The following is a 20799-nucleotide window of genomic DNA, read 5'->3' on the forward strand; positions in this document are numbered from 1 at the left end:
AGGGTTTCTCCCAAGGTCAACGAGAGGGTGGTGTTCGGTTGTACGGGGCCGCGGCATCCGGCTGCCACGGCTCAGACCACCTGGAGCGCCGCCGCGTAGTGGCACGCGGCGGAGTGGTCCGTGGCGAGCCCCTGCAGGACCGGGTCGTCGTCCCGGCAGCGCTGGGCCTTCGCCTCGTCCAGCTGGGCGTACTTGGGGCAGCGGTTGCGGAAGCGGCAGCCGCTGGGCACATCCGCCGGGCTGGGCAGGTCGCCGGAGAGCAGGATGCGCTCCCGCTCCCGCTCCCGGCGCGGATCGGGCAGCGGCACCGCCGACAGCAGCGCCTGGGTGTACGGGTGGGACGGCGCCGCGAAGACGTCCGCCGTCTCCCCGATCTCGACGATCCGGCCCAGGTACATCACGGCCACCCGGTCGGCGCTGTGCCGCACCACCGACAGGTCGTGGGCGACGAACAGGTAGCTCAGCCCCAGCCGCGACTTGAGGTCGTTCAGCAGGTTGAGCACACCGGCCTGGATGGAGACGTCCAGTGCGGACACCGGCTCGTCCAGGATCACCAGCTTGGGTTCCAGCGCGAGCGCGCGGGCGATGCTGATCCGCTGCCGCTGGCCGCCGGAGAACTCCTGCGGATAGCGGTCGGCGTGGTCCGGGTTGAGGCCCACCAGCTTCAGCAGCTCCGGGATGCGGTCGCTGATCCGGTCCCGGGACCAGCCGTGCGTCGACAGCGGCTCCGCGAGGATGTCACCGATCGGCATCCGGGAGTCCAGCGAGGCCATCGGGTCCTGGAAGACCACCTGGACGTCGCGGCGCAGCGCCTTGCGGCCGGACCGGTTCAGCGTACGGGTGTCCTTGCCCAGCACGGTGATGGAGCCGCCCTGCCCGGTGGGCAGGTCCAGGATCTCCAGCAGGGTGGTGGTCTTGCCGCAGCCGGACTCGCCGACCAGGCCGAGCGTCTCGCCCTCGCGGATCTCCAGGCTGATGCCGTCGACCGCGCGCACCGTACCGACCCGGCGCTTGAAGACCGCGCCCTTGAGCAGCGGGAAGTGCTTGACCAGGCCGTCGACCTCCAGCACGGTGGTCCGCTCGGCGCGCGGCCGCCGCTCCTGCTCGTGGGCCGGCGGGACCTCCGGCACCGGGAAGATCGCGGCCGGGTCCAGGCCGCCCTCCACACCCAGCTCCTCGCCGCGGATGCAGGCGATCGGGTGGTCCACGCCGTCCGGCGCGACCAGCTCCGGCTCCACGTCCAGGCAGCGGTCGACCTTGATGGGGCAGCGGGGGGCGAAGGGGCAGCCCGGGGGCAGCTCCACCATGGACGGCGGGTTGCCCTCGATCGGGACCAGGGCCTCCCGGTCGTCGTCCAGTCGGGGGATGGAGTCCAGCAGGCCGATCGTGTACGGCATCCGGGGGGTGTAGTACACCTGGTCCACCGTGCCGGTCTCCACCGGCCGCCCGGCGTACATCACCATGACGCGGTCGGCGAAGCCGGCGATCACCCCGAGGTCGTGGGTGATCATCACGATCGCCGCGCCGGTGACCTCCTGGGCGGTCTTCAGCACGTCCAGCACCTGGGCCTGGATGGTGACGTCCAGCGCCGTGGTGGGCTCGTCCGCGATGATCACCTTGGGGTCGTTGGCGATGGCCATCGCGATCATGGCGCGCTGGCGCATGCCGCCGGAGAACTCGTGCGGGAAGGCGTCCACCCGCCGGCCCGGGTCGGGGATGCCCACCACGTCCAGCAGCTCGATCGCCTTCTTGCGGGCGATCTCCTTGGAGACGTCCTGGTGGATGCGGATGGCCTCGATGATCTGCGTACCGACCGAGTAGACCGGGGTGAGCGCGGACAGCGGGTCCTGGAAGACCATGCCGATGTCCTTGCCGCGGATCTTCGACATCTCACGGTCGTTGAGGCCCAGGATGTCCCGGCCGGAGAGCCGGACGGTCCCGGTGACCGAGGCGTAGTCCGGCAGCAGGCCGAGCACCGCCATCGAGGTCACGGACTTGCCGGAGCCGGACTCGCCCACGATGCCCAGCACCTCGCCCGGCCGCACCGCGTACGAGACGCCGCGCACCGCGCGCACCTCCCCGGCCTCGCTGGGGAAGGAGACATGGAGGTTCTCCACCTCCAGGACCGGGGCGGTCGCGGCGGCCGGCGCCCGACCCGGCTCGGGACGGGTCTCGATCACGCGGGGGGTCCTTTCTGACTGCTGGTGCCGGTGGCCGGCGGTGGTGTCGTCCTGCGGGGCGGTGCTCACTCCGCCCCCAGCGACTCGGTGCGGGCGGCCGGCACTCCGGTCGGCCCGCTGCTGGGCTTCCTGGTACGGGACCCGGCCTTGCCGCCGCGCGGCTTCTTGATCCGGGCGCGGGCGCCGGCCGCGTTGGGGTCGAGCGCGTCGCGCAGTCCGTCCCCGATGAAGGCGATGGCCAGGCCGACCATGACCAGGCAGGCCGCCGGGAACCAGAACAGCCACTGGTAGGTGGTGGCGGAGGAGGTGCCGGCCGCGATCACGGTGCCCAGCGAGACGTCCGGCGGCTGGATGCCGAAGCCGAAGTAGGACAGGCCGCTCTCCCCGATGATCGCCACGCTGACCTGGATCACCGCGTCGATGATCAGCAGCGAGGCCATGCTCGGCAGGATGTGCCGGCCGATGATCTTCCAGGTGGGGACGCCCAGGTACTTGGCGGCCTTGACGAACTCGCGGTCCTTGAGCGTCTGCGTCATGCTGCGGATCACCCTCGCGGTGATCATCCAGCTGAAGGCGGCCAGCAGCACCACGAAGATCAGCCAGGTGGCGCCCTGGAAGACCGGCGACAGCACGGCGATCAGCAGGAAGCTGGGCATCACCAGCAGCAGGTCGACCACCCACATGATGACGCGGTCCACCCAGCCGCCGAAGTACCCGGCGCAGGCGCCGGTCACCGCGGCCAGCGTGGTGACGATCAGTCCGACCAGGATGCCGATGATCAGTGACTTCTGCAGGCCCCGGCAGGTCTGGGCGAACAGGTCGGAGCCGGCCTGGTCGGTGCCGAACCAGTGGTTCCCGGACGGCGACTGGAGGAAGGAATCGAAGTCCAGGTCGTCATAGCCCCACTTGTCCACCAGCGGACCCACCCAGGCCAGCAGGAAGAGCAGCACCAGCAGGCCGATGCCGACCAGCGCCAGCCGGTTGCGGGCGAAGCGGCGCAGGGTGAGGCGCGAGCGGCTGCTGCGGGCACGGGCCGGGGCGGAGGCAGCGGGAACCGGGGCGCCCACCGCGGCGGCGGGTGCCTCCTCCGGTTCGAGGGCCGGCTGCTGCTGAAGACTCATGGTGCGATCTCCTGGGGCGACGACGGGCTGGTGCGGGGCGGCCGGGGCTCAACTGACGCGTACACGGGGATCGAGCGCCGCGTAGATCACATCGGAGAGCAGACCCGCCACCAGGACGACGACGGCCGTGAAGAGGCTGACGGCGGCGACGGAGTTGGTGTCGTTGGTCTGGATGGAGTCGACCAGCCACTCACCCATGCCGTGCCAGGCGAAGATCTTCTCGGTGAAGGTCGCTCCGGTGAAGAGCAGCACGACGTTGTAGACCAGGAGGGGGACGATCGGCAGCACCGCCGTCCGCAGGCCGTGCTTCATCAGCGCGGAGCCGCGACGCAGCCCCTTGGCCCGCGCGGTGCGCAGGAAGTCGCTGCCCAGTACGTCCAGCATGGTGTTGCGCTGGTAGCGGCTGTAGGTCGCCACCTGCACCAGGACCAGGGTCAGCGTCGGCAGCAGCAGGTGGTTGAGCCGGCTGAGCAGCTGCGCTCCGAATCCGTGCACCGTGGGGTCGTACTCGCCGGTGTACTGGAACAGATTGGTGCCGATGCCCTTGTTGACGTCGATCGCCAGCAGCTCCAGCGAGATGGCGATCACGAAGACCGGCATCGCGAGGATGAAGAAGGAGCCCAGGGTGACGACCCGGTCCGAGAAGCGGTACTGCCGGATCGCCCCCCAGGCACCGGTGAACACGCCCAGCAGCGAGCCGATGATGGTGGAGATCAGCAGCAGCCGCAGGCTGACGCCGACCCGGCGGCCGAAGTCCGCGTTGACCGAGCCGCCCTTGACGTTGGTGCCGAGGTCGCCGTGGACGACATCGGAGGCCCAGTGCCCGAAGCGCTCGAACACGGGGGTGTGCGGGTCGAGGTTGTACTCCTGGAGGGTCTTGGTGATGACCGCCTCGGGGGGCCGCGGGTTCTTCGACTCGAAGTTGGCGCGCGGGTTCAGGCTCAGAGCGGCCAGAAAATAGGCGAGACAAGATGCCACGATGACGAGCACCATGTAGTTGGCCAACCTGCGCAGCAGGAAGCGACCCACGCTCTTACCCTTCCCTACGGTCCGGTGCAGTGCACACGGAGCCCCCGACGAGAGCCATGTACGAGTTGCACGACTCGCGCCGGGGCTGATGAGGCATGCACCTGCGCCTTGGACGGCGCCCGGACGTTGAACCGCCGCTGTGAACGGCTTCGCGCCATATCTTTGCCCCGGCGCCACCGGGTTGTCGACAAGTGCCCGATCAAGGATTGGTAACGCCGACTCAATCCCGGTTGTTTATGGGCTCTTGCACGGTCTTCTGCATGTGCAGAAGCATCCGACGGCGGGTTTTCCGGGGCATGGAGACGATCGGCGGCCTGATCCGATTTCAGGACGCCGGGCGGGTGGGTGTCCGATTTTCGGACACTGGATGGCGGGAAGCGCCCGTCGCTCCCGGATGGCGGGATATCGGCCGGGGATATGGGTGATGAGTTCTTTATGAGGGATATGGGTCGTATGCTGACTTATGTCCGCTTTAATCAGTGGGTTCGGGCTTTGCTGACCCGTTGCGGAATCCCCCGGCGGGGGGATTCCGGTCGCACTTTGGGGTGTGTGGCCAAAACTCGCCATGGACGTTGAGTCGCCACGCCTTGAGCTGCCAGTTAACACGCTTGAGACAAGCCTTTGACACAACCGTAGAAGCCCCGCCGAAGCGACGAGGCCGGGCCCCTGATGTCAGGGCCCGGCCTCATGCCGTACGGGACGGGTCGGATCAGCCGGTGGTGACCACCGGCAGGGTGACCGTACGGGCGGCGCCGGTCTTGTCAAGACCGGAGATGATCGCGTCGGCCACGTCCTGCGCGGTGACCGGGCCCACCGTGGAGCCGTGCTTCAGCTGATAGCCGCTGAAGGCGTCCTTGTAGCGGGCCTGGAGTGCCGCCAGGTCGAATGTCGGCACGACCTTGCCGTCCTTGTCCGGGGCCAGCCGCAGCGCCTTGCTGAACGACGGCAGGCCGAACGGCACCGGCGAGAGGTCGGCCGGACCGCGCTTGACGTAGACGAACTCATTGGCCGCCACGGACTGCGCCACCCGGCCGGTGGCGGCGGCCTTGACGTCGGCGGCCGACACCTCGGGCTGCGACTCGGTCACCTTGAGCACGATCGGCGGTGTCTTCTCCCCGAGCGCGCGGGCCCGGTAGCCCTGCTCGACCGCCCGCACCGCCGAATCCAGGTCGACCGTCTGGCCGACCCTGGGCAGCACGGTGGTGGCCTTCCCGGTGGCGGTGAAGGAGACATACCCCTCGCGGGCGCCCTGGCCGGACTGCGCGGTGAGCTGCTCCAGCGCGGCCCGCAGCTTGGCCGGGTCGATCTTGACCTGCGGCGGGACGGCCTTGGTGCTGCCGGTGAGCGAGCCGATGACGTCCTTCGGGTTGTAGCTGTGGTGGGTCAGGCCGTCCACCGTCGCGGTGGTGTCGAAGCCGAGGCCCGCCGCGGTCGGGTCGAGGGCGACCGCCTTGCCCGCCAGTTGCAGCTGGACCGGCTGGGCGCCGATCTTGGCCACCGTGGCGTCCAGGGTGTGCACCGCCGCGTCCCGGCTGCTGCCGCCGATGTCGGTGCCCAGCACGGTGGTGCCCTTGGGTACGTCGGCCTGGTTGAGCATCAGGCCCGCGCCGTAGGCGACACCGGCCACGCAGACCACGGCGGCGACCGCGTACACCAGCAGCTTGCGGCCGCGACCGCGTCGGCGTGGGGCGTCGTCCTGGTCCTGCTCCGGCTGCTTCGCCTGCTGCGGCTGCTGCGGCTGCTTCGGGGGCGTCTGCTGCTGGGTCGGCTGCGGGGCGGCGGCGGGGCCGGGCCGGAAGTCCTCGTCGCGGAAGCCGTCCTCGAAGGGGTTGGGCGCGAAGGGGGCGGGCGCGTTGCCGTCCCGGCCCGGCTGTCCCGGGCGGGGGCCGGGCGCGGGCCGGCCGTCGCCGAACGCCACCGCCGGGAAGGCGGCGGTGCTCTCGCCGGGACCGGCGTCCGGCACCGGCGGGAAACCGCCGACGACGGTCTCACCGAGCGCCGCGTCATGGGCGGCGCCGGCCGGCTGGGTGCCGAACGGGTCGGTCCCGTAGTCGGGCTGGAACCCGTCCGGCTGGAACCCGTCCGGCTGGAATCCGTCCGGCTGGAACCCGTCCGGTCCGGGCGCCACCGCCGCTGCGCCCGGCTGCGGCAGCGGCGCGCCGCCGTACGGGCCCTGCGGCGGCTGCGGCTCCTGGCCGCCCGGGGCCGGGCGGCTGCGCACCCCGAGGCCGGGCGGGAACGGGCCCGGGGCGGGCGGCTGCGCGGCCCCGGGGAAGGCGTCGTCCTCACCGTGCCCGTGCGCACCCGCCGGGGTGGGCGGGGCGAACGGCGTGGCCGGGGCACCGGTCGGCCGGGGACCCTGCGGCCCACCGGGCCGGGGGATGCTGCCGGGACCGGGGCTGCGCCTCGGCAGCCCGGCGCCCGAGCGGCCGCCCGGGGCGGGCTCGTCGAAGGCGGGGTGCCCGGCGGCCGGCGGGGGCGTGAAGTTCTCCTCGGGCGCCGGTCCGGCGGGGGCCGGTACGGGCGCGGCCGCCGGAGCCGTACCGCCGGACTTCTTGCGTGGCCGGAACCACTCGCCGGCGTTCGGCTCGCCGGGACCCCCGGGACCCCGGGGAGCGCCCCCGCTCTCGGCGGTCTGCCACTCGGGCGGCAGATTGGGCGGGGTGGACACCCGGTTCTCGGCGTCCATCACGCCCAGCACCGGAGAGCCGGGGGAGACCGCACGGCGCCGGGAGGGGCCGTCGCCGGGGGCCTTCTCGGCCGCCGCCCGGTCGTCCTTGCCCGCGTCGGCCACCGGGCTGCGCACCACCACCGGCGGGATCGGCCGTGAGCCGGGGATGTTGATCCTGATCCTGGTGGTCAGGGTGGTCTCGGTCTTGGGGCCCTCGTCCGCCTCCGGCTCGCCGGGCGAGCCCTCGGGGCCGAAGCCGTCCGGTCCGTAGCCGTCGGGCAGGCCGTCGGGCCCGAAGCCCTCCGGCCCGTAGCCGTCCGGCCCGAAGGCAGCCGAAGCCTGCGGGATGCCGTACGGGGGCGTGCCCGAGGGATAGGCGTCCCCGCCGGTCCGGCGGGGGCTCGGGGACGCGTTGTCAGATTCGCGGCTGCTCAATGCTGCTCCGGGTTCGCCTCTGTCGCCTTCGGGGGCTCCAGTCGCGGGTGGGTGGATCGACCCCCGTGCGGTACGGCGCACGACGGCGGTGGCCGGCACCGGCCCACGGACCGGCCCCGGAAGGGCACGGCCGGTGCCTCCTGGCTCGCGGACTGCTGCCGAGAGTCTAGGGTCCTGCCCGCAACCCGGTCATCGCGGGCTGCGGCACCACCTTACTGGGAACGCCAGGGCGATGGCCGCGATCCGATAGAAGCCCCTTGGTCCGAATCGTGTGCTATGGCGTGCGGGGCACCGCCGTTGACGGCCCGTCGGACGGTGGCGCTCACCGGTCCTTCGGCCGCCCGGAGCCCGCGCCGAACCCGTACATCGTGCGGGTCGGCAGGGTGGCGCAGACCATGCCGCCGACCGCTCCCGCCAGCAGGTACACATAGGTGCCGGCATCGCTCGCCAGGATGAAGTCACCCTCCGGCCGGGGGCTCATCAGTACGATCAGCACCAGGAACCAGCCGGCCAGCGGCAGCCCCGCGCCCAGCTTGGTGGTGGTCAGCCGCAGGCCGCCGTAGAAGACCCCCACGGTGGCGGCCAGCGCCAGCACCAGCCCGCCCGGGAACCACAGCGACTGCGCGAACGACCCGGCCAGCGCGGTCACCCCGCCCAGCACCACCAGCACCACATATGCCGCGATCCGGACCCCGCGCGGTGGCGGCGGCTCCGCCAGCCGCTCGGCGCGGGAGCCGATCAGCCGGGCCGCGACGGACGGCCCCGAGCGGGCCGGCCGGGCGGCGGCCTTGCCGGGGCGCGGGCCCCCGGGCGTCGCGGCGCTCATCGGGCCGCCTCCGGCCCGGCGTCGGCGAGACCGGCGAAGAGGTCGTCCTCCCGGCCGTCCGCCCGCCCGGCCTCGCCCCGCACCAGCCGGTAGTACTCCACCGGCGGCATCGGCTGCCCCAGGTGGTTGGAGAGCGCGAAGAATGGCCCGTCCACCGCGATCTGGGTGGCGTGCGCCGCCATCGCCGCCGCCTTCCGCCGCGCGTACGCCGAACCGTCCACCGCCGCCGTCACCTCGGCGTCGTCCACCACCCCCGGCACGTCGTCCGGACCCGCGACCCCCGGGAAGGGGCTCGGCCGGTCGGCCGACCGCAGCGCCGCGAAACCGGCCTCCAGCACCGAGCGCGGCATGCAGTTCCAGTACACCTTGGGGATCTCCCACGCGGCGCCGAGGTCCGGGCGGAAACCCGGGTCCGCCGCCAGCTCGCGGCCCCGCATGGCGACCCGGTGCGCCTGGATGTGGTCCGGGTGGCCGTAGCCGCCGTTCTCGTCGTACGTCACCAGCACCTGCGGCCGCACCTCGCGCACCACCGCCACCAGGTGGGCCGCCGCCTCGTCCAGGTCGGCCCGCCAGAAGCAGCCGGGCCGGTCATTGCCGGGCACCCCCATCATCCCGGAGTCGCGGTAGCGCCCCGGCCCGCCGAGGAAGCGGTGGTCGGTGACGCCCAGCTCGCGCATCGCTGCGGCCAGCTCCCCGACCCGGTGCTCGCCCAGCGTGTCGTCGCGGTCGGCGGCCAGGTGGGCCAGCTCGGCCGGGATGACCTCCCCCTCCTCGCCCAGGGTGCACGTCACCAGGGTCACCAGGGCGCCCTCCGCCGCGTACCTGGCCATGGTGGCGCCGTTGCCGATCGACTCGTCGTCGGGGTGGGCGTGCACCAGCAGCAGCCGGCGGGGCGGGAGGTGGTCCGCCCCGGCACCGGCGGTGTCTCGGGACTGTTCGGTCTCTCGGGACTGTTCGGGCAGCTCCGGCAGGTCGCTCATGGGGATCAGCGTACGGGCGCCTCCCGCCGCGCGGCCGACGGGTGGGCGGGGCTCACAGCTTCAGGCCGTTGATCATGCCGGCCAGATTGCTGGTGACCTGGGCGATGGAGGGGGCGATGGAGCTGGAGGCCAGGTAGAAGCCGAGCAGGGTGCAGGCCAGGGCATGCCAGAACTTCAGGCCGGAGCGGCGGATCAGCAGTACCACGATGACCAGCAGCAGGACGGCTGCGGAGATCGTCAGGGCCATGGCGGTTCAACACCTCTCAGCGCGCACCGCCCGGGGCGGCGGCGGTCGGGACCAGCGGGGGACGGCGGGGACTGGACGTGGCGGTATGGCGGAGGTGGGGTCCGCCGTGCCGGTCGGCGCCCAACCGGCTCTCCCTTCATACCCGATCGGTAAGACGCGCATTACTGACCGTCAGCCCGCATATGCCGGTGCACGGATGCACCGACGGGGCGCACGGCCCCCGGAAGCCGGGCCGGCAGCGGCCTGGAGCGGTGCGGCGGCCCCGCACCTGGTGCGACAAGACGACGAGCGAGGATGCTCCCTACGGGTGGCGGACCGCCGTCGTAGGGTCACCCATATGACCACGGAGACCTCCTTCCCCCGGCAGTACTCGCGGACGCTTCGCTACAGCCTCGGCGCACCGCGCTCCTTCACCGTCGCACCCGACGGCACCCGGGTGGCCTTCCTGCGCTCCCGCTCCGGCACCGACCGGGCGAACCTGCTCTGGGTGCTGGACGTGGCCACCGGCCGCGAACGCGTCGCCGCCGACCCGGCGGTGCTGCTCGGCAGCGGGGAGGAGGACCTCTCCCCGGCGGAGCGGGCCCGCCGGGAGCGCAGCCGGGAGGGCTCGGCGGGCGTGGTCGGCTACGCCACCGACGCCGCCGCCGAGTCGGCCGCCTTCGCCCTCTCCGGACGGCTGTTCACCGCCGGCCTGCGGGACGGCGATCCGGCCCGCGAACTGCCGGTGCCGGGGCCGGTGCTCGACCCCCGGCCCGCGCCGGACGGCCGCCACATCGCCTACGCCACCACCCGGGGCGACCTGCGGGTGGTCGCGGCCGACGGCACCGGGGACCGGCCGCTGGCCGAGCCGGAGGCGGACGGGGTGACCTGGGGCCAGGCCGAGTTCATCGCCCAGGAGGAGATGGACCGCAGCCGTGGCTTCTGGTGGGCCCCCGAGGGCGACCGGCTGCTCGCCGCCCGCGTCGACGACACCCCCGTCCAGCGCTGGTGGATCGCGGACCCCGCCAACCCCGCCGCCACCCCCGCCCAGGTCGGCTACCCGGCGGCGGGCACCCCCAACGCCGAGGTCACCCTGTCGGTGCTGGGCCTGGACGGCTCCCGGACGGACGTCGACTGGGACCGCGCCAGCCACCCCTACCTCGCCCGGGTCCACTGGTCGGCCGGCGGCCCGCCGCTGCTGCTGGTCCAGGCCCGCGACCAGCGCAGCCAGCGGGTGCTGGCCCTGGACCCGGCGACCGGCGCCACCCGCATCCTGCACGCCGACGAGGACCCGGCCTGGCTGGACCTCTTCCCCGGGGTGCCCGCCTGGACGCCGGACGGCCGCCTGGTGCGGATCGCGGACGAGGGCGGCGCCCGGGTGCTGGTCGTCGGCGACCGGGTGCTGACCGGCGCCGCGCTGCACCTGCACGCCGTCCTCGACATCGGCGCGGACGACGTGCTGGTCACCGCGTCGGCGGGCGAGGAGGCCGCCGAACCCGAACTGGGCGAGATCCACGTCCTGCGGGTCGGCGCCACCGGCACCGCCCGGCTCAGCGCCCAGCCCGGCCGCCACTCCGCCGTCCGCTCCGGCGACGTCACCGTGCTGGTCTCCGCCGACCTGGAGCACCCCGGCAGCCGCGTCCGGGTGCTGCGCGACGGCACCCCGGTCACCGGGATCGCCTCGCACGCCGAGACACCGGTGATCGGCACCGCCGTCCGGCTGGTGGCGGCCGGCAAGCGCGGCATCCCCTGCGCGGTGCTGCTGCCCACCGGCTACGACCGCGACCGCGACGGCCTGCTGCCGGTCCTGATGGACCCGTACGGCGGTCCGCACGGCCAGCGGGTGGTGGCCGCGCACAACGCCCATCTGACCTCCCAGTGGTTCGCTGACCAGGGCTTCGCCGTGGTGGTCGCGGACGGCAGGGGCACGCCCGGCCGCAGCCCCGCCTGGGAGAAGGCCATCGCCTTCGACCTGGCCGCCGTGACGCTGGAGGACCAGGTGACGGCGCTGCACGCGCTGGCCGAGGAGTTCCCGCTCGACCTGGACCGGGTCGGCATCCGGGGCTGGTCGTACGGCGGCTACCTGGCCGCGCTGGCCGTACTGCGCCGCCCGGACGTCTTCCACGCGGCGGTCTCCGGCGCCCCGGTCACCGACTGGCGGCTGTACGACACCCACTACACCGAGCGCTACCTGGGCCACCCGGCCGAGCGGCCCGACGTCTACGACAGCCAGTCGCTGATCGCGGACGCCCCGGCGCTCACCCGGCCGCTGATGCTGGTCCACGGCCTGGCCGACGACAACGTGGTGGCCGCGCACACCCTCCGGCTCTCCTCCGCCCTCCTCGCGGCCGGCCGCCCGCACACCGTCCTCCCCCTCTCCGGGGTGACCCACATGACCCCGCAGGAGCAGGTCGCGGAGAACCTGCTGCTGCTCCAGGTCGACTTCCTCAAGCGCTCCCTCAACCCCTGACCACCCCCTCCCCGCGCCCCCGGCCACCCCGGCCAGGGGCGCGCGGACCTGCGCGCCCAGCCGGCCCGGCCAGGGGCGCGGGGAACTGCGCGCCCAGCCCACCGCCCCCGTAGTGCGCCGAACGTACGGGCCCCCGGCTCCCCGGGTGGTGCCCTCTCGCTGGCCGGTTCCCCGTCGTGGCTCCAGCGGATCGGCAAGGCCATGCCGACGTGGCTGTACAACCAGATCGGCTCGATCGCCCAGGACGGCACCGCCCCGGGCGTCGGCCCGATGGTCGGCCTGGCGGCGTACTTCGTGGTGTTCGGGGCGCTCGCCGCCTGGCTGTACCGGCGGGACACCAAGCAGGCATGATGACGGCCATGCCGACGCCCCCCGACCCCGCCGAGCTGCCGCCCGGGACGACCGGGCGGCCGGTGGCGGGGCCGGGGGTTCCGGCGCCCGGCGGCTACCCCGGGTCACCCGTCGACAACCGCCGCCAACTGCTGGTCAAGCTCTGCTGGATGCTGCTGTGGATGGTCTACCTGGCCTATCCGATCGGCAATCTGACCTCCGGGCGGCACGGCACCACCGCGACGGTCCTCGGCGGGGTGGGGCTGGCGGTCTTCCTCGGCTGCTACATCGGCCTGGTGATCGTCCGGAACTTCGGCGGCGACCGCTGGCGGCTCACCCTCTGGCCGGTCGTCGTCATGCTGGCCATCGCCATCGCCACCTCCTTCGGGCTCGGCCAGGAGTGGCTGACCCTGTTCGCATACGCCTCGGTCACCCTGGGCGTGGTGCTGCCGTCCCGCTACGCACTCGGCGGAGTCGTCGGGATCACCGCGCTGACCGCCGCCGTCGCCCTCGCCGTCCACGCCGACGCGGACACCCTGCCCAGCGTGCTGCTGCCCGCCTTCCTGGGCGGCGCCGCGATGACCGGCCTCCAGCGGCTGGTCCGTACGATGCGCGAACTGCGCGAGGCCCGGGAGGCCGTCGCCCACCTGGCCGCCGCCGACGAGCGGCTGCGCCTCGCCCGCGACCTGCACGACCTGCTCGGCCACTCGCTGTCGCTGATCACGCTCAAGAGCGAGCTGGCCGGGCGCTTCCTGGAGCAGGACCGGTACGACGACGCGCGGCAGCAGGTGGCCGACATCGAGCGGGTCGGCCGGCAGTCGCTGGTCGACGTGCGGGAGGCGGTCGGCGGCTACCGCCAGCCCAGGCTCGCCGTCGAGCTGGCGGCCGCCCGTACCGCGCTGACCGCCGCCGGGGTGGCGGTCGAGGTCCGGGGCGCGGCGGTGGACGGCCTGCCGGGGCTCGGGCCGGACGAGGAGGGCGCGCTGGGCTGGGCGCTGCGGGAGGCCGTCACCAACGTGGTCCGGCACGCCGAGGGCGCGACCCGCTGCACGGTCGCCCTCGACGCGGACTGGTCGGACGAGGGCCACCACGCCGTCCTGGAGGTCACCGACAACGGCTCCGGCCGCACTGCCAGGACCCGCACCCCGGGGATCGGCGGCCACGGCCTGGCCGGCCTCGGTGAACGGCTCGCCCTGGCCGGCGGCCGTCTGGAGACCGGCCCGGCCCCGCGCGGCAAGGGCTTCCGCCTCCGCGCCGCAGTCCCCCTCCGCACCACCGCCCCCCACCCGACCGGCCCCACCCGGCCCTGACCGTGGCCACCCGCCCCGGGCCACGGCGGCAGAAGCGCCGGCACAGGCCCGGTCCGGCGGATGTGGACGGGCTGGGGAGTCTGTGGCTGCCGCGCGACGAACGCGGCAGGTGGCCGGCGTGGCCGGAGGGGATGGCGGTGACCGATCCGCCGCTGTGCCTGCGGTGCGCGCGGGTCTCGGTGCGGCTCTGATCGCGGGGGTGTACGGGGGCCTGTACTTCCCGATGCCGGGTGGGGGCCGTCCCCGCGTCACGATCCGAACATCCATCGTGGAGAGCGGGCTGCCGTGGTGCGCGCGATGCGGGGCCTTCTTCGGGCTTCCGTTGCCGAGCTGCCCCGGTCTCTCGTGGTGGCGGTTGGCGGCCACCCGGGCGCTGGCCCGGTTGCGGAAGCACTGAGCACGGCGGGCCCCGCCCGGCCCTGAGCGGTGCCGGTGGGCGGTGGTCAGACGTGGAAGGGGACGGTGGTGACGACGATCCGTGGCAGCGGGCGGAGCGCACGGCGCAGCCGGGCCGCGAGGCCGCTGTGCAGTGGCCGGTGCCACCAGTGCCGGGTGACGATCTCCGGGAGGATGACGGTCAGGGTGAGGTCCGGGCGCTGCCGGTGCAGCGCCTCGATGTAGTTGACCAGCGGCGCCACGATCGCACGGTAGGGCGAGACCAGGACCTCCAGCGGCAGGTGGTCGCCCCACACCGACCAGTAGCCCGTGAAGCGCTCGGCCTCGGCGTCGCTGGGGCTGACGTGCAGCGCGAGGACCGGCTGCTGGAGGGAGGCCGCATAGGCCAGGGCGCGCATGCCCGCCAGGTCCAGGGTGCCCAGCGGGACGACCGACAGATGGCGGAGCTGCTCGGGCGTCTCCTCGTGCTCCCCCTCCGGGTCCCGCTCCCCGGCGGCCTTGCCGGAGGGTCCCGCCGCCGGTACGGGTGTGCGCGCCGCGCCGTCGTCGACGTGCGGCGAGATCGGGCGCATGGGCAGCTCGATGGCGTGCGGATGGAGCCGCAGGGCCGTACGGACCGCGCTGTAGTAGTGCCGGATACGCATGGTCACCAGCAGGAAGAGCCCGATGGCGAGCACCGCGACCCAGGCGCCCTCGGTGAACTTGGTGATCCCGGCGGTGATGAAGACGACGGCCGACAGCACGCCGCCGGTGGCGTTGAAGAACAGGCTCTTGCGCCAGTGGCGGTCGTGCAGCCGCCACCAGTGCACCACCATCCCGGCCTGCGACAGCGTGAAGGCGAGGAAGACGCCGACGGCGTACAGCGGGATCAGCGACGCGGTCTCGCCGCCGAACGCCACATAGACCAGCGCCGCCGCGACCGAGAGCAGGATGATCCCGTTGCTGAAGGCGAGCCGGTCGCCGAGCCGCATGAAGATCCGCGGTGCGTGGTCGTCCCGGGCCAGCAGGGACAGCACACGCGGGAAGTCGTTGTAGGCGGTGTTCGCCGCCAGCAGCAGCACCGCCGCCGTGGCCGCCTGGGTGGCGACGTACATCCAGCCGGAGCCGAAGCTGCGGTGGGCGAGCTGCGACAGGACGGTCTCCCGGGTGCCGGGTACGACGCCGTCCAGGTGGACCAGCGCGACCGTACCCGCGAAGAGCGCGATCAGCAGGCCGACCATCCAGGTCAGCGTGGTGCGGGCGTTGCGCCACTCGACCGGCTTGAACGCCGGCACCGCGTTGGAGATCGCCTCGATACCGGTCATCGCCGTCGAGCCGGACGCGAAGGCCCGCATCACCAGCAACAGCCCGACGCCCTCCGTGGCGTTCAGCCGGGGGGTCGGGGTCGGCTGGAAGCCACGGCCGGCGGCGTCGTGGAGGCCGACGGCGACCAGGGCGAACAGCGCGATCAGAAAGGCGTACGTCGGCGCGGCGAACAGCGCGCCCGCCTGCCGGATGCCGCGCAGGTTCCCGGCGAGCAGCGCGGCGATCACCAGCACGCCGATCGGGACGGTGGCGGCGGTGAGCGACGGCACCGCCGAGGTGATCGCCGCCACCCCGGAGGCGATCGACACGGCGACGGTCAGGATGTAGTCGGTCGTCAGCCCGGCGGCGGCGATCAGCCCCGGCACCCGGCCCAGATTGGCGCTCGCCACGATGTAGGAGCCGCCGCCGTGCGGATACGCCCGGATCGTCTGCCGGTACGACACCCCGACCGCCAGCATCAGGAAGACGATCGCCGCCGCGATCGGCAGCGAGTACCGCAGCCCGGCGACACCGCCGAGCACCAGGACGGCGAGCATCGCCTCGGGGCCGTAGGCGACGGACGAGAGCGCGTCGGCGGAGAGCACCGGCAGTGCCAGCAGCTTGCTCATCCGCTCGTGCGCGATGGCGGTGCTCCGCAGCGCGGCCCCGAGCAGCACCCGCCGCGTCCGGTAGCCGGCCCGGCTCAGCCGGGACGTCGGCAGCTCGGCCGCCTCGGCCGCGTCGGGCTGCCCGCCGAGTCTGGGGATGCGCACCAGGCGCCCGAAGCGGGTCGGCCGGACCTCGGCGGCCGGCGGGAAGCTGCCCAGGTCGGGCTGGACGGGCAGCGCCCGCCGCCACAGCTCGGGGTCGCCCGACACCCGCCCCCACTCCCGCCCCACCCGGTGCAGCACCCGCAACTGCTCCGCGTCGAGCCCCGGCAGCAGAGCCGAGGGGTCGGCCGCGCCGGGGTGCTGTGGGCCGTCGCTTCCGGACCGGTGTCGATGTGTGTCCGCCATGTGACCCAGTGTCATCGATGGCCGGGCGTCCCTGCGGTACCGCCGGGCTGGCTGTCGCGCGGCGCCGGGCCCGGACGGCGGACCTGGCGCCCGGTGGGCGCTCGCGGTGCCCGGCGGCGCCCCGGCTGTCTAGGCTGGCCGCATGACGGATCGTGACGGTGGGCAGCCGGTCGGGCGGGTGCGGGTGCTCCTTGCCGAGGACCAGGGGATGGTGCGGGAGGCGCTGGCCGCCCTGCTGAGCCTGGAGGGGGACATCGACGTCGTGGCGCAGGTGGCGCGGGGCGACGAGGTGGTGGACGCGGCGGTGCGGCACGGGGTGGATGTGGCGCTGCTGGACATCGAGATGCCCGGTATGACCGGGATCGAGGCGGCCGGGCTGCTGCGGCGGCGGCAGCCGGCCACGAAGATCGTGGTGCTGACCACCTTCGGACGCCCCGGCTATCTGCGCCGGGCGATGGAGTCCGGGGCGGACGCCTTCCTGGTGAAGGACGCGCCGGCAGCGCAGCTCGCCGATGCCGTCCGGCGGGTGCTGCGGGGGGAGCGGGTGATCGATCCGACGCTGGCGGCGGCGGCGCTCGCGGAGGGGGCCAACCCGCTGACGTCCCGGGAGCGGGATGTGCTGGAGGTCGCCGCCGACGGGTCGGTCAACGCGGACATCGCGGCGCGGCTGCACCTGTCGGAGGGGACGGTGCGGAACTACCTGTCGATGGCGATCCAGAAGACGGGGGCGCGCAATCGTACGGAGGCGGTGCGGATCGCGCGGGAGAAGGGCTGGCTGTAGGGGGTGCCTCACGGCCCGGGGCGGGTGTCCGGCCGGGCCGCGGCGTCAGTTGAGGCGGTGCCGGGCGGCGCGGGCTTCCAGGCGGACGCGGGCGGCGGAGTCCGGGTCGAAGGCGTCCAGGATTCGGGCGTACGACTCCATCTCGGCGGCGCCGCCCAGGAAGTCGCCGGTCCGCAGCAGGCTCTCGGCGCGCTCCAGCCGCAGTTGGGCCGGGTGGCGGGGGAGGAGCAGCGAGAGTTCGGTGGCCCAGAGGCCGGTCCGGGCGTGTTCCGGGCGGGCGGCGGCCCAGTTGCGGATGTTGCCGAGCACCCGCAGCACCACGTCCAGCGGCTGGGCGGGGGTGAGCATGTCGTCGGTGAGCGGTTGGCCGATGGCGGCGGCGACCAGCTCGGCGGCGTCCTCGCGGGAGAGCCGCCGGCCGCCGTGGAACGGGTCGACCAGGACGGCTTCGGTCCCGCAGCCCACCGAGACCACGAAGTGGCCGGGCAGGGCCACCCCGTGCACCGGCAGCCCGGCCCGGGTGCCCACCGCCGACCAGACCAGCGACAGCAGGATCGGCAGGCCCCGGCGGCGGCGCAGTACGTCCGGCAGTAGCGAGGACTCCAGCCGGTCGTAGTCCGACGGCCGCCCGTGGAAGCGCTCCCGCCCGGCCAGCACCGCCGCCAGCAGCGCGGCCACCGCGCCGGGGGTGCGCGGCCCCCGCTCGGCGGCGGCCCGGCGCACCGCCTCGGCCAGCCGGTCCAGCGCCGCCCCGGTGGCGGCGACCACCTCGTCGGGGTCGGCGTGCGGGTCCTCCTCCACGGCGGCGAGCGCGCAGAGCAGCACCGGGTCCGGGCGCTCGGCCCTGGCCTCGGCGCTGAACCGCGCCCGGCTCTTATCGGTCACGACTGGTCAGGCCCGTTCACGTCTCGGTTTCGGCAAGGAAGCAGGGAGCGGTAGGCAAGGCTGGGCAGGGGACGGCGGCCGGACCGCCCGTCAACTCTCCGGCAGCCGGCAGTAGTGGTAAGTGTGACTGGTGGTGAAGCCCAACCGGTCGTACAGCGCGATGGCGCCGCCGTTCTCGCACTCCACCTGGAGGTAGGCGGTGGTCGCGCCCTCCTCGGCGGCCCGCGCCGCGAGCGCGGCCATCACCAGCGAGGCCAGCCCGCTGCGGCGCCGCTCAGGCACCACCTCGACGGCGGAGAAGCCCGCCCAGCGGCCGTCCACCACACAGCGGCCGATGGCGTCGGGCCCGCTGCCGTCCGCCGCCTCCAGGGTGGCGAACCACACCGAGGGCCCGCCGTGGATCACCGTCAGCGCGGCGCGCTCCCGCACCGGGTCGCCGCCGACCCGGCGATACCGGGACAGCCAGCCCGCGTCGGCGGTCCGGGCCAGCCGCACCCGGGCGGCGTCGGCATCGGCGGCGAGCCGGCCGAGCGGCGCCAGCGGCGCGGTGCGGACCAGGGTGGGCGCCTCCACGGCGCCCAGCCGGGCCGGCTCCTCGCGCAGCCCGGCGGGCGAGCCCGGCTCGCTGACCTCCAGATAGCCGGGCAGCCCCCGGGCGGCGTACCAGTCGCGGACCGCGGCCAGCGCGGCGGGCAGCGGCACCCCGGGGTCGCCCAGCGCCTGCGCCGAGTTGGCCCGCCGGGTGAAGCCGTCGGCGGCGCGCAGCGTCCAGTCGCCCAGCGCGGCGCTCTCCGGGGCGGGCCAGCCGCGCGCGGCGACGCGCTGCAACTCCACCGGGTCCACCGGCTCCACCGGCTCCACCGGCTCCACCGGCGCGGCCGACTGCCGCCGGGCGGGCGCCGGCGGCACCGGCTTGCCCGCGACCAGCAGGTTCTCCGCGATCCGTACCGTCTCGCCGTCGCGCCGCACGATCTCCAGCACCCCGCTGTCCCACGATGTGAGCACGCCGACGGCATCGCCGAACACCGGACGCCCGTCGGCAATGTCCAGAATCCGCCGTACGGAGACGCGTCTTCCCAGGTCGGACCGGGTTATCCGGATCTCTGCGCGCCCCTGTCGCGGTGGATCGTCGGCCATCCCGGCCACCTCCCGTGCATCCAGTGTCGTAGACCCGCGATACTAGGGGCGGGCATCGACGACGACGCGCTCCCCCGCGCGAGAGCCAGCCCCTACGAGGAGGAACGACAGCGTGACCTACGTCATCGCGCAGCCTTGTGTCGACGTCAAGGACAAGGCTTGCATCGAAGAGTGCCCGGTCGACTGCATCTACGAGGGTCAGCGGTCCCTCTACATCCACCCGGACGAGTGTGTCGACTGCGGCGCCTGTGAGCCGGTGTGCCCGGTCGAGGCGATCTTCTATGAGGACGACACCCCGGAGGAGTGGAAGGACTACTACAAGGCGAACGTCGAGTTCTTCGACGACCTCGGTTCGCCCGGTGGCGCCTCCAAGCTCGGACTGATCGAGCGGGACCACCCCTTCATCGCGGCCCTGCCGCCGCAGGCCTGACGATCGGTGGCACTCAAGCTGTGAGCACCAACGACAGTACGCGCGCGCCGCTCCCGACCGGTTCGGGAGCGGCGCGCCGCGTCTCCGAGCGGCTGCCGGACTTCCCCTGGGACCGGCTGGAGCCGCACAAGGCGACCGCCGCCGCGCACCCCGGCGGGATCGTCGACCTCTCGATCGGCACCCCGGTGGACCCGGTGCCGGCCGTGATCCAGCGGGCACTGGCCGCCGCCGCCGACGCGCCGGGCTACCCCACGGTGTGGGGGACGCCGGAGCTGCGCGACGCCATCGCGGGCTGGCTGCGCCGCCGGCTGGGCGCCACCGGAGCGGACCCGGCGGGCGTGCTGCCCACGGTGGGGTCCAAGGAGCTGGTGGCCTGGCTGCCGATCCAGCTGGGGCTGGGCGCGGGCGACCGGGTGGCCTTCCCGCAGCTCGCCTATCCGACGTACGAGGTGGGCGCCCGGCTGGCCGGGGCCGAGCCGGTGCCGTACGACCCGGAGGTCTTCGCGGCCGACCCGGCGGGCGCCGGGCTCGACCCGACCGGGCTGCGGCTGCTCTGGCTGAACTCGCCGTCCAACCCCACCGGGCGGGTGGCGGACCGCGAGGAGCTGCGCCGCGCGGTGGCCTGGGCCCGCGAGCACGGGGTGCTCCTGGTGAGCGACGAGTGCTATCTGGAGCTGGGCTGGGACGCCGAGCCGGTGTCGGTGCTGCACCCCGAGGTCTGCGGGGACGGCCATGACGGCATCCTGGCGGTGCACTCGCTCTCCAAGCGCTCCAATCTGGCCGGTTATCGCGCGTCCTTCGTGGCGGGCGACCGGGCCGTGGTGCGGGAGCTGCTCCAGGTGCGCAAGCACGGCGGCATGATCGTGCCCGCGCCGGTGCAGGCGGCGACCATCGCCGCGCTGGCCGATGACGAGCACGTCGCCGAGCAGCGGGAGCGCTACGCGCGCCGCCGGGACGCGCTGCGGGAGGCGCTGGAGGCGTACGGGTTCCGGATCGAGCACTCCCAGGCGAGCCTCTACCTGTGGGCGACCCGGGACGAGCCGTGCTGGGACACGGTGGCGGAGCTGGCGCGGCTGGGCATCCTGGTGGCGCCCGGTGAGTTCTACGGCGCGGCCGGGGAGCGGTTCGTCCGGGTGGCGTTCACCGCGACCGACGAGCGGGTGGACGCGGCGGTGCGGCGGCTGGGCGCCTGAGGGCTGCACGGCTGAGGGCTGCACGGCTGAGGGACGTACGGCGGGGCCGGGGAGCTTGGTGCTCCCCGGCCCCGCCGTGGTCCGTGCGTGCTGCCCGAG

The 20799-nt window shown here is 74.0% G+C and carries 16 protein-coding genes; 6 read left to right on the forward strand and 10 right to left on the reverse strand.

Annotated elements, in window-relative coordinates:
* Positions 1-71: 71 nt before the first annotated feature.
* The 7 genes from ACIQGZ_RS05695 to ACIQGZ_RS05725 all read right to left on the reverse strand — a co-directional run bounded on the left by ACIQGZ_RS05695 (position 72) and on the right by ACIQGZ_RS05725 (position 9489).
* Complete coding sequence (locus ACIQGZ_RS05695; RefSeq protein ID WP_402599550.1) at positions 72-2180, reverse strand: dipeptide ABC transporter ATP-binding protein; 2109 nt, start codon at positions 2178-2180, stop codon at positions 72-74.
* Between the two features lie 65 nt (positions 2181-2245).
* Positions 2246-3301 (reverse strand): ABC transporter permease, encoded by a 1056-nt coding sequence (locus tag ACIQGZ_RS05700; protein WP_402599551.1) that lies wholly within the window; start codon positions 3299-3301, stop codon positions 2246-2248.
* A 48-nt stretch (positions 3302-3349) separates the two neighbouring features.
* Positions 3350-4330, reverse strand: coding sequence for an ABC transporter permease (locus ACIQGZ_RS05705; protein ID WP_402599552.1), 981 nt, complete (start codon positions 4328-4330; stop codon positions 3350-3352).
* Positions 4331-5039: 709 nt separating this feature from the next.
* Positions 5040-7436: a hypothetical protein gene (locus tag ACIQGZ_RS05710; protein WP_402599553.1), complete on the reverse strand. Its 2397-nt coding sequence runs from the start codon at positions 7434-7436 to the stop codon at positions 5040-5042.
* 322 nt (positions 7437-7758) lie between these two features.
* Positions 7759-8262, reverse strand: coding sequence for a DUF6113 family protein (locus tag ACIQGZ_RS05715; protein ID WP_402599554.1), 504 nt, complete (start codon positions 8260-8262; stop codon positions 7759-7761).
* A complete protein-coding gene (mshB, locus tag ACIQGZ_RS05720; protein WP_402599555.1) occupies positions 8259-9242 on the reverse strand; it encodes an N-acetyl-1-D-myo-inositol-2-amino-2-deoxy-alpha-D-glucopyranoside deacetylase in 984 nt (327 codons plus the stop codon). The genes ACIQGZ_RS05715 and mshB overlap by 4 nt, the downstream gene beginning before the upstream one ends.
* 52 nt (positions 9243-9294) lie before the next feature.
* Positions 9295-9489: a DUF2304 family protein gene (locus tag ACIQGZ_RS05725; protein ID WP_402599556.1), complete on the reverse strand. Its 195-nt coding sequence runs from the start codon at positions 9487-9489 to the stop codon at positions 9295-9297.
* Between the two features lie 337 nt (positions 9490-9826).
* Between ACIQGZ_RS05725 and ACIQGZ_RS05730 the strand changes: the two genes are divergently transcribed.
* The 3 genes from ACIQGZ_RS05730 (at position 9827) to ACIQGZ_RS05740 (ending at position 13578) form a co-directional block, all read left to right on the forward strand.
* Complete coding sequence (locus tag ACIQGZ_RS05730) at positions 9827-11938, forward strand: prolyl oligopeptidase family serine peptidase (protein WP_402599557.1); 2112 nt, start codon at positions 9827-9829, stop codon at positions 11936-11938.
* A gap of 201 nt (positions 11939-12139) precedes the next feature.
* The gene (locus tag ACIQGZ_RS05735; RefSeq protein ID WP_402599558.1) at positions 12140-12289 is read left to right on the forward strand and encodes a hypothetical protein; all 150 of its coding nucleotides are present in this window, start codon (positions 12140-12142) and stop codon (positions 12287-12289) included.
* Positions 12290-12297: 8 nt separating this feature from the next.
* A complete protein-coding gene (locus ACIQGZ_RS05740; RefSeq protein ID WP_402599559.1) occupies positions 12298-13578 on the forward strand; it encodes a sensor histidine kinase in 1281 nt (426 codons plus the stop codon).
* A 443-nt stretch (positions 13579-14021) separates the two neighbouring features.
* On the opposite strand, the gene ACIQGZ_RS05745 is transcribed toward ACIQGZ_RS05740, so the two are convergent.
* The gene (locus tag ACIQGZ_RS05745; protein ID WP_402599560.1) at positions 14022-16274 is read right to left on the reverse strand and encodes an APC family permease; all 2253 of its coding nucleotides are present in this window, start codon (positions 16272-16274) and stop codon (positions 14022-14024) included.
* A 142-nt stretch (positions 16275-16416) separates the two neighbouring features.
* Here ACIQGZ_RS05745 and ACIQGZ_RS05750 point away from each other — a divergent pair, with 142 nt between their 5' ends.
* On the forward strand, positions 16417-17055 hold the full coding sequence (locus ACIQGZ_RS05750; protein ID WP_402599561.1) for a response regulator: 639 nt from the start codon (positions 16417-16419) through the stop codon (positions 17053-17055).
* A 45-nt stretch (positions 17056-17100) separates the two neighbouring features.
* On the opposite strand, the gene ACIQGZ_RS05755 is transcribed toward ACIQGZ_RS05750, so the two are convergent.
* Positions 17101-17940, reverse strand: a complete 840-nt coding sequence (locus ACIQGZ_RS05755) for a transglutaminase family protein (RefSeq protein WP_402599562.1) — start codon at positions 17938-17940, stop codon at positions 17101-17103.
* A 90-nt stretch (positions 17941-18030) separates the two neighbouring features.
* Entirely contained in the window at positions 18031-19077 is a 1047-nt protein-coding gene (locus ACIQGZ_RS05760; protein WP_402599563.1) for a GNAT family N-acetyltransferase, read from the reverse strand.
* A 112-nt stretch (positions 19078-19189) separates the two neighbouring features.
* Here ACIQGZ_RS05760 and fdxA point away from each other — a divergent pair, with 112 nt between their 5' ends.
* Together fdxA and dapC are read left to right on the forward strand one after the other, a co-directional pair.
* Positions 19190-19507, forward strand: coding sequence for a ferredoxin (fdxA, locus tag ACIQGZ_RS05765; RefSeq protein WP_055572727.1), 318 nt, complete (start codon positions 19190-19192; stop codon positions 19505-19507).
* A gap of 20 nt (positions 19508-19527) precedes the next feature.
* On the forward strand, positions 19528-20700 hold the full coding sequence (gene dapC / locus ACIQGZ_RS05770; protein ID WP_402599564.1) for a succinyldiaminopimelate transaminase: 1173 nt from the start codon (positions 19528-19530) through the stop codon (positions 20698-20700).
* Positions 20701-20799: the final 99 nt, after the last annotated feature.

The organism is Streptomyces sp. NPDC092296 (assembly GCF_044755465.1).
Taxonomy (GTDB): Bacteria; Actinomycetota; Actinomycetes; order Streptomycetales; family Streptomycetaceae; genus Peterkaempfera.

What these genes read in the sequence shown, in the direction of transcription:
- ACIQGZ_RS05715 (WP_402599554.1), bottom strand. Translation starts at nt 8,262, where the DNA reads ATGAGCGCCGCGACGCCCGGGGGCCCGCGCCCCGGCAAGGCCGCCGCC.
- ACIQGZ_RS05735 (WP_402599558.1), top strand. Translation starts at nt 12,140, where the DNA reads ATGCCGACGTGGCTGTACAACCAGATCGGCTCGATCGCCCAGGACGGC.
- ACIQGZ_RS05760 (WP_402599563.1), bottom strand. Translation starts at nt 19,077, where the DNA reads ATGGCCGACGATCCACCGCGACAGGGGCGCGCAGAGATCCGGATAACC.
- ACIQGZ_RS05700 (WP_402599551.1), bottom strand. Translation starts at nt 3,301, where the DNA reads ATGAGTCTTCAGCAGCAGCCGGCCCTCGAACCGGAGGAGGCACCCGCC.
- mshB (WP_402599555.1), bottom strand. Translation starts at nt 9,242, where the DNA reads ATGAGCGACCTGCCGGAGCTGCCCGAACAGTCCCGAGAGACCGAACAG.
- ACIQGZ_RS05725 (WP_402599556.1), bottom strand. Translation starts at nt 9,489, where the DNA reads ATGGCCCTGACGATCTCCGCAGCCGTCCTGCTGCTGGTCATCGTGGTA.
- ACIQGZ_RS05745 (WP_402599560.1), bottom strand. Translation starts at nt 16,274, where the DNA reads ATGGCGGACACACATCGACACCGGTCCGGAAGCGACGGCCCACAGCAC.
- ACIQGZ_RS05740 (WP_402599559.1), top strand. Translation starts at nt 12,298, where the DNA reads ATGCCGACGCCCCCCGACCCCGCCGAGCTGCCGCCCGGGACGACCGGG.
- ACIQGZ_RS05730 (WP_402599557.1), top strand. Translation starts at nt 9,827, where the DNA reads ATGACCACGGAGACCTCCTTCCCCCGGCAGTACTCGCGGACGCTTCGC.
- ACIQGZ_RS05750 (WP_402599561.1), top strand. Translation starts at nt 16,417, where the DNA reads ATGACGGATCGTGACGGTGGGCAGCCGGTCGGGCGGGTGCGGGTGCTC.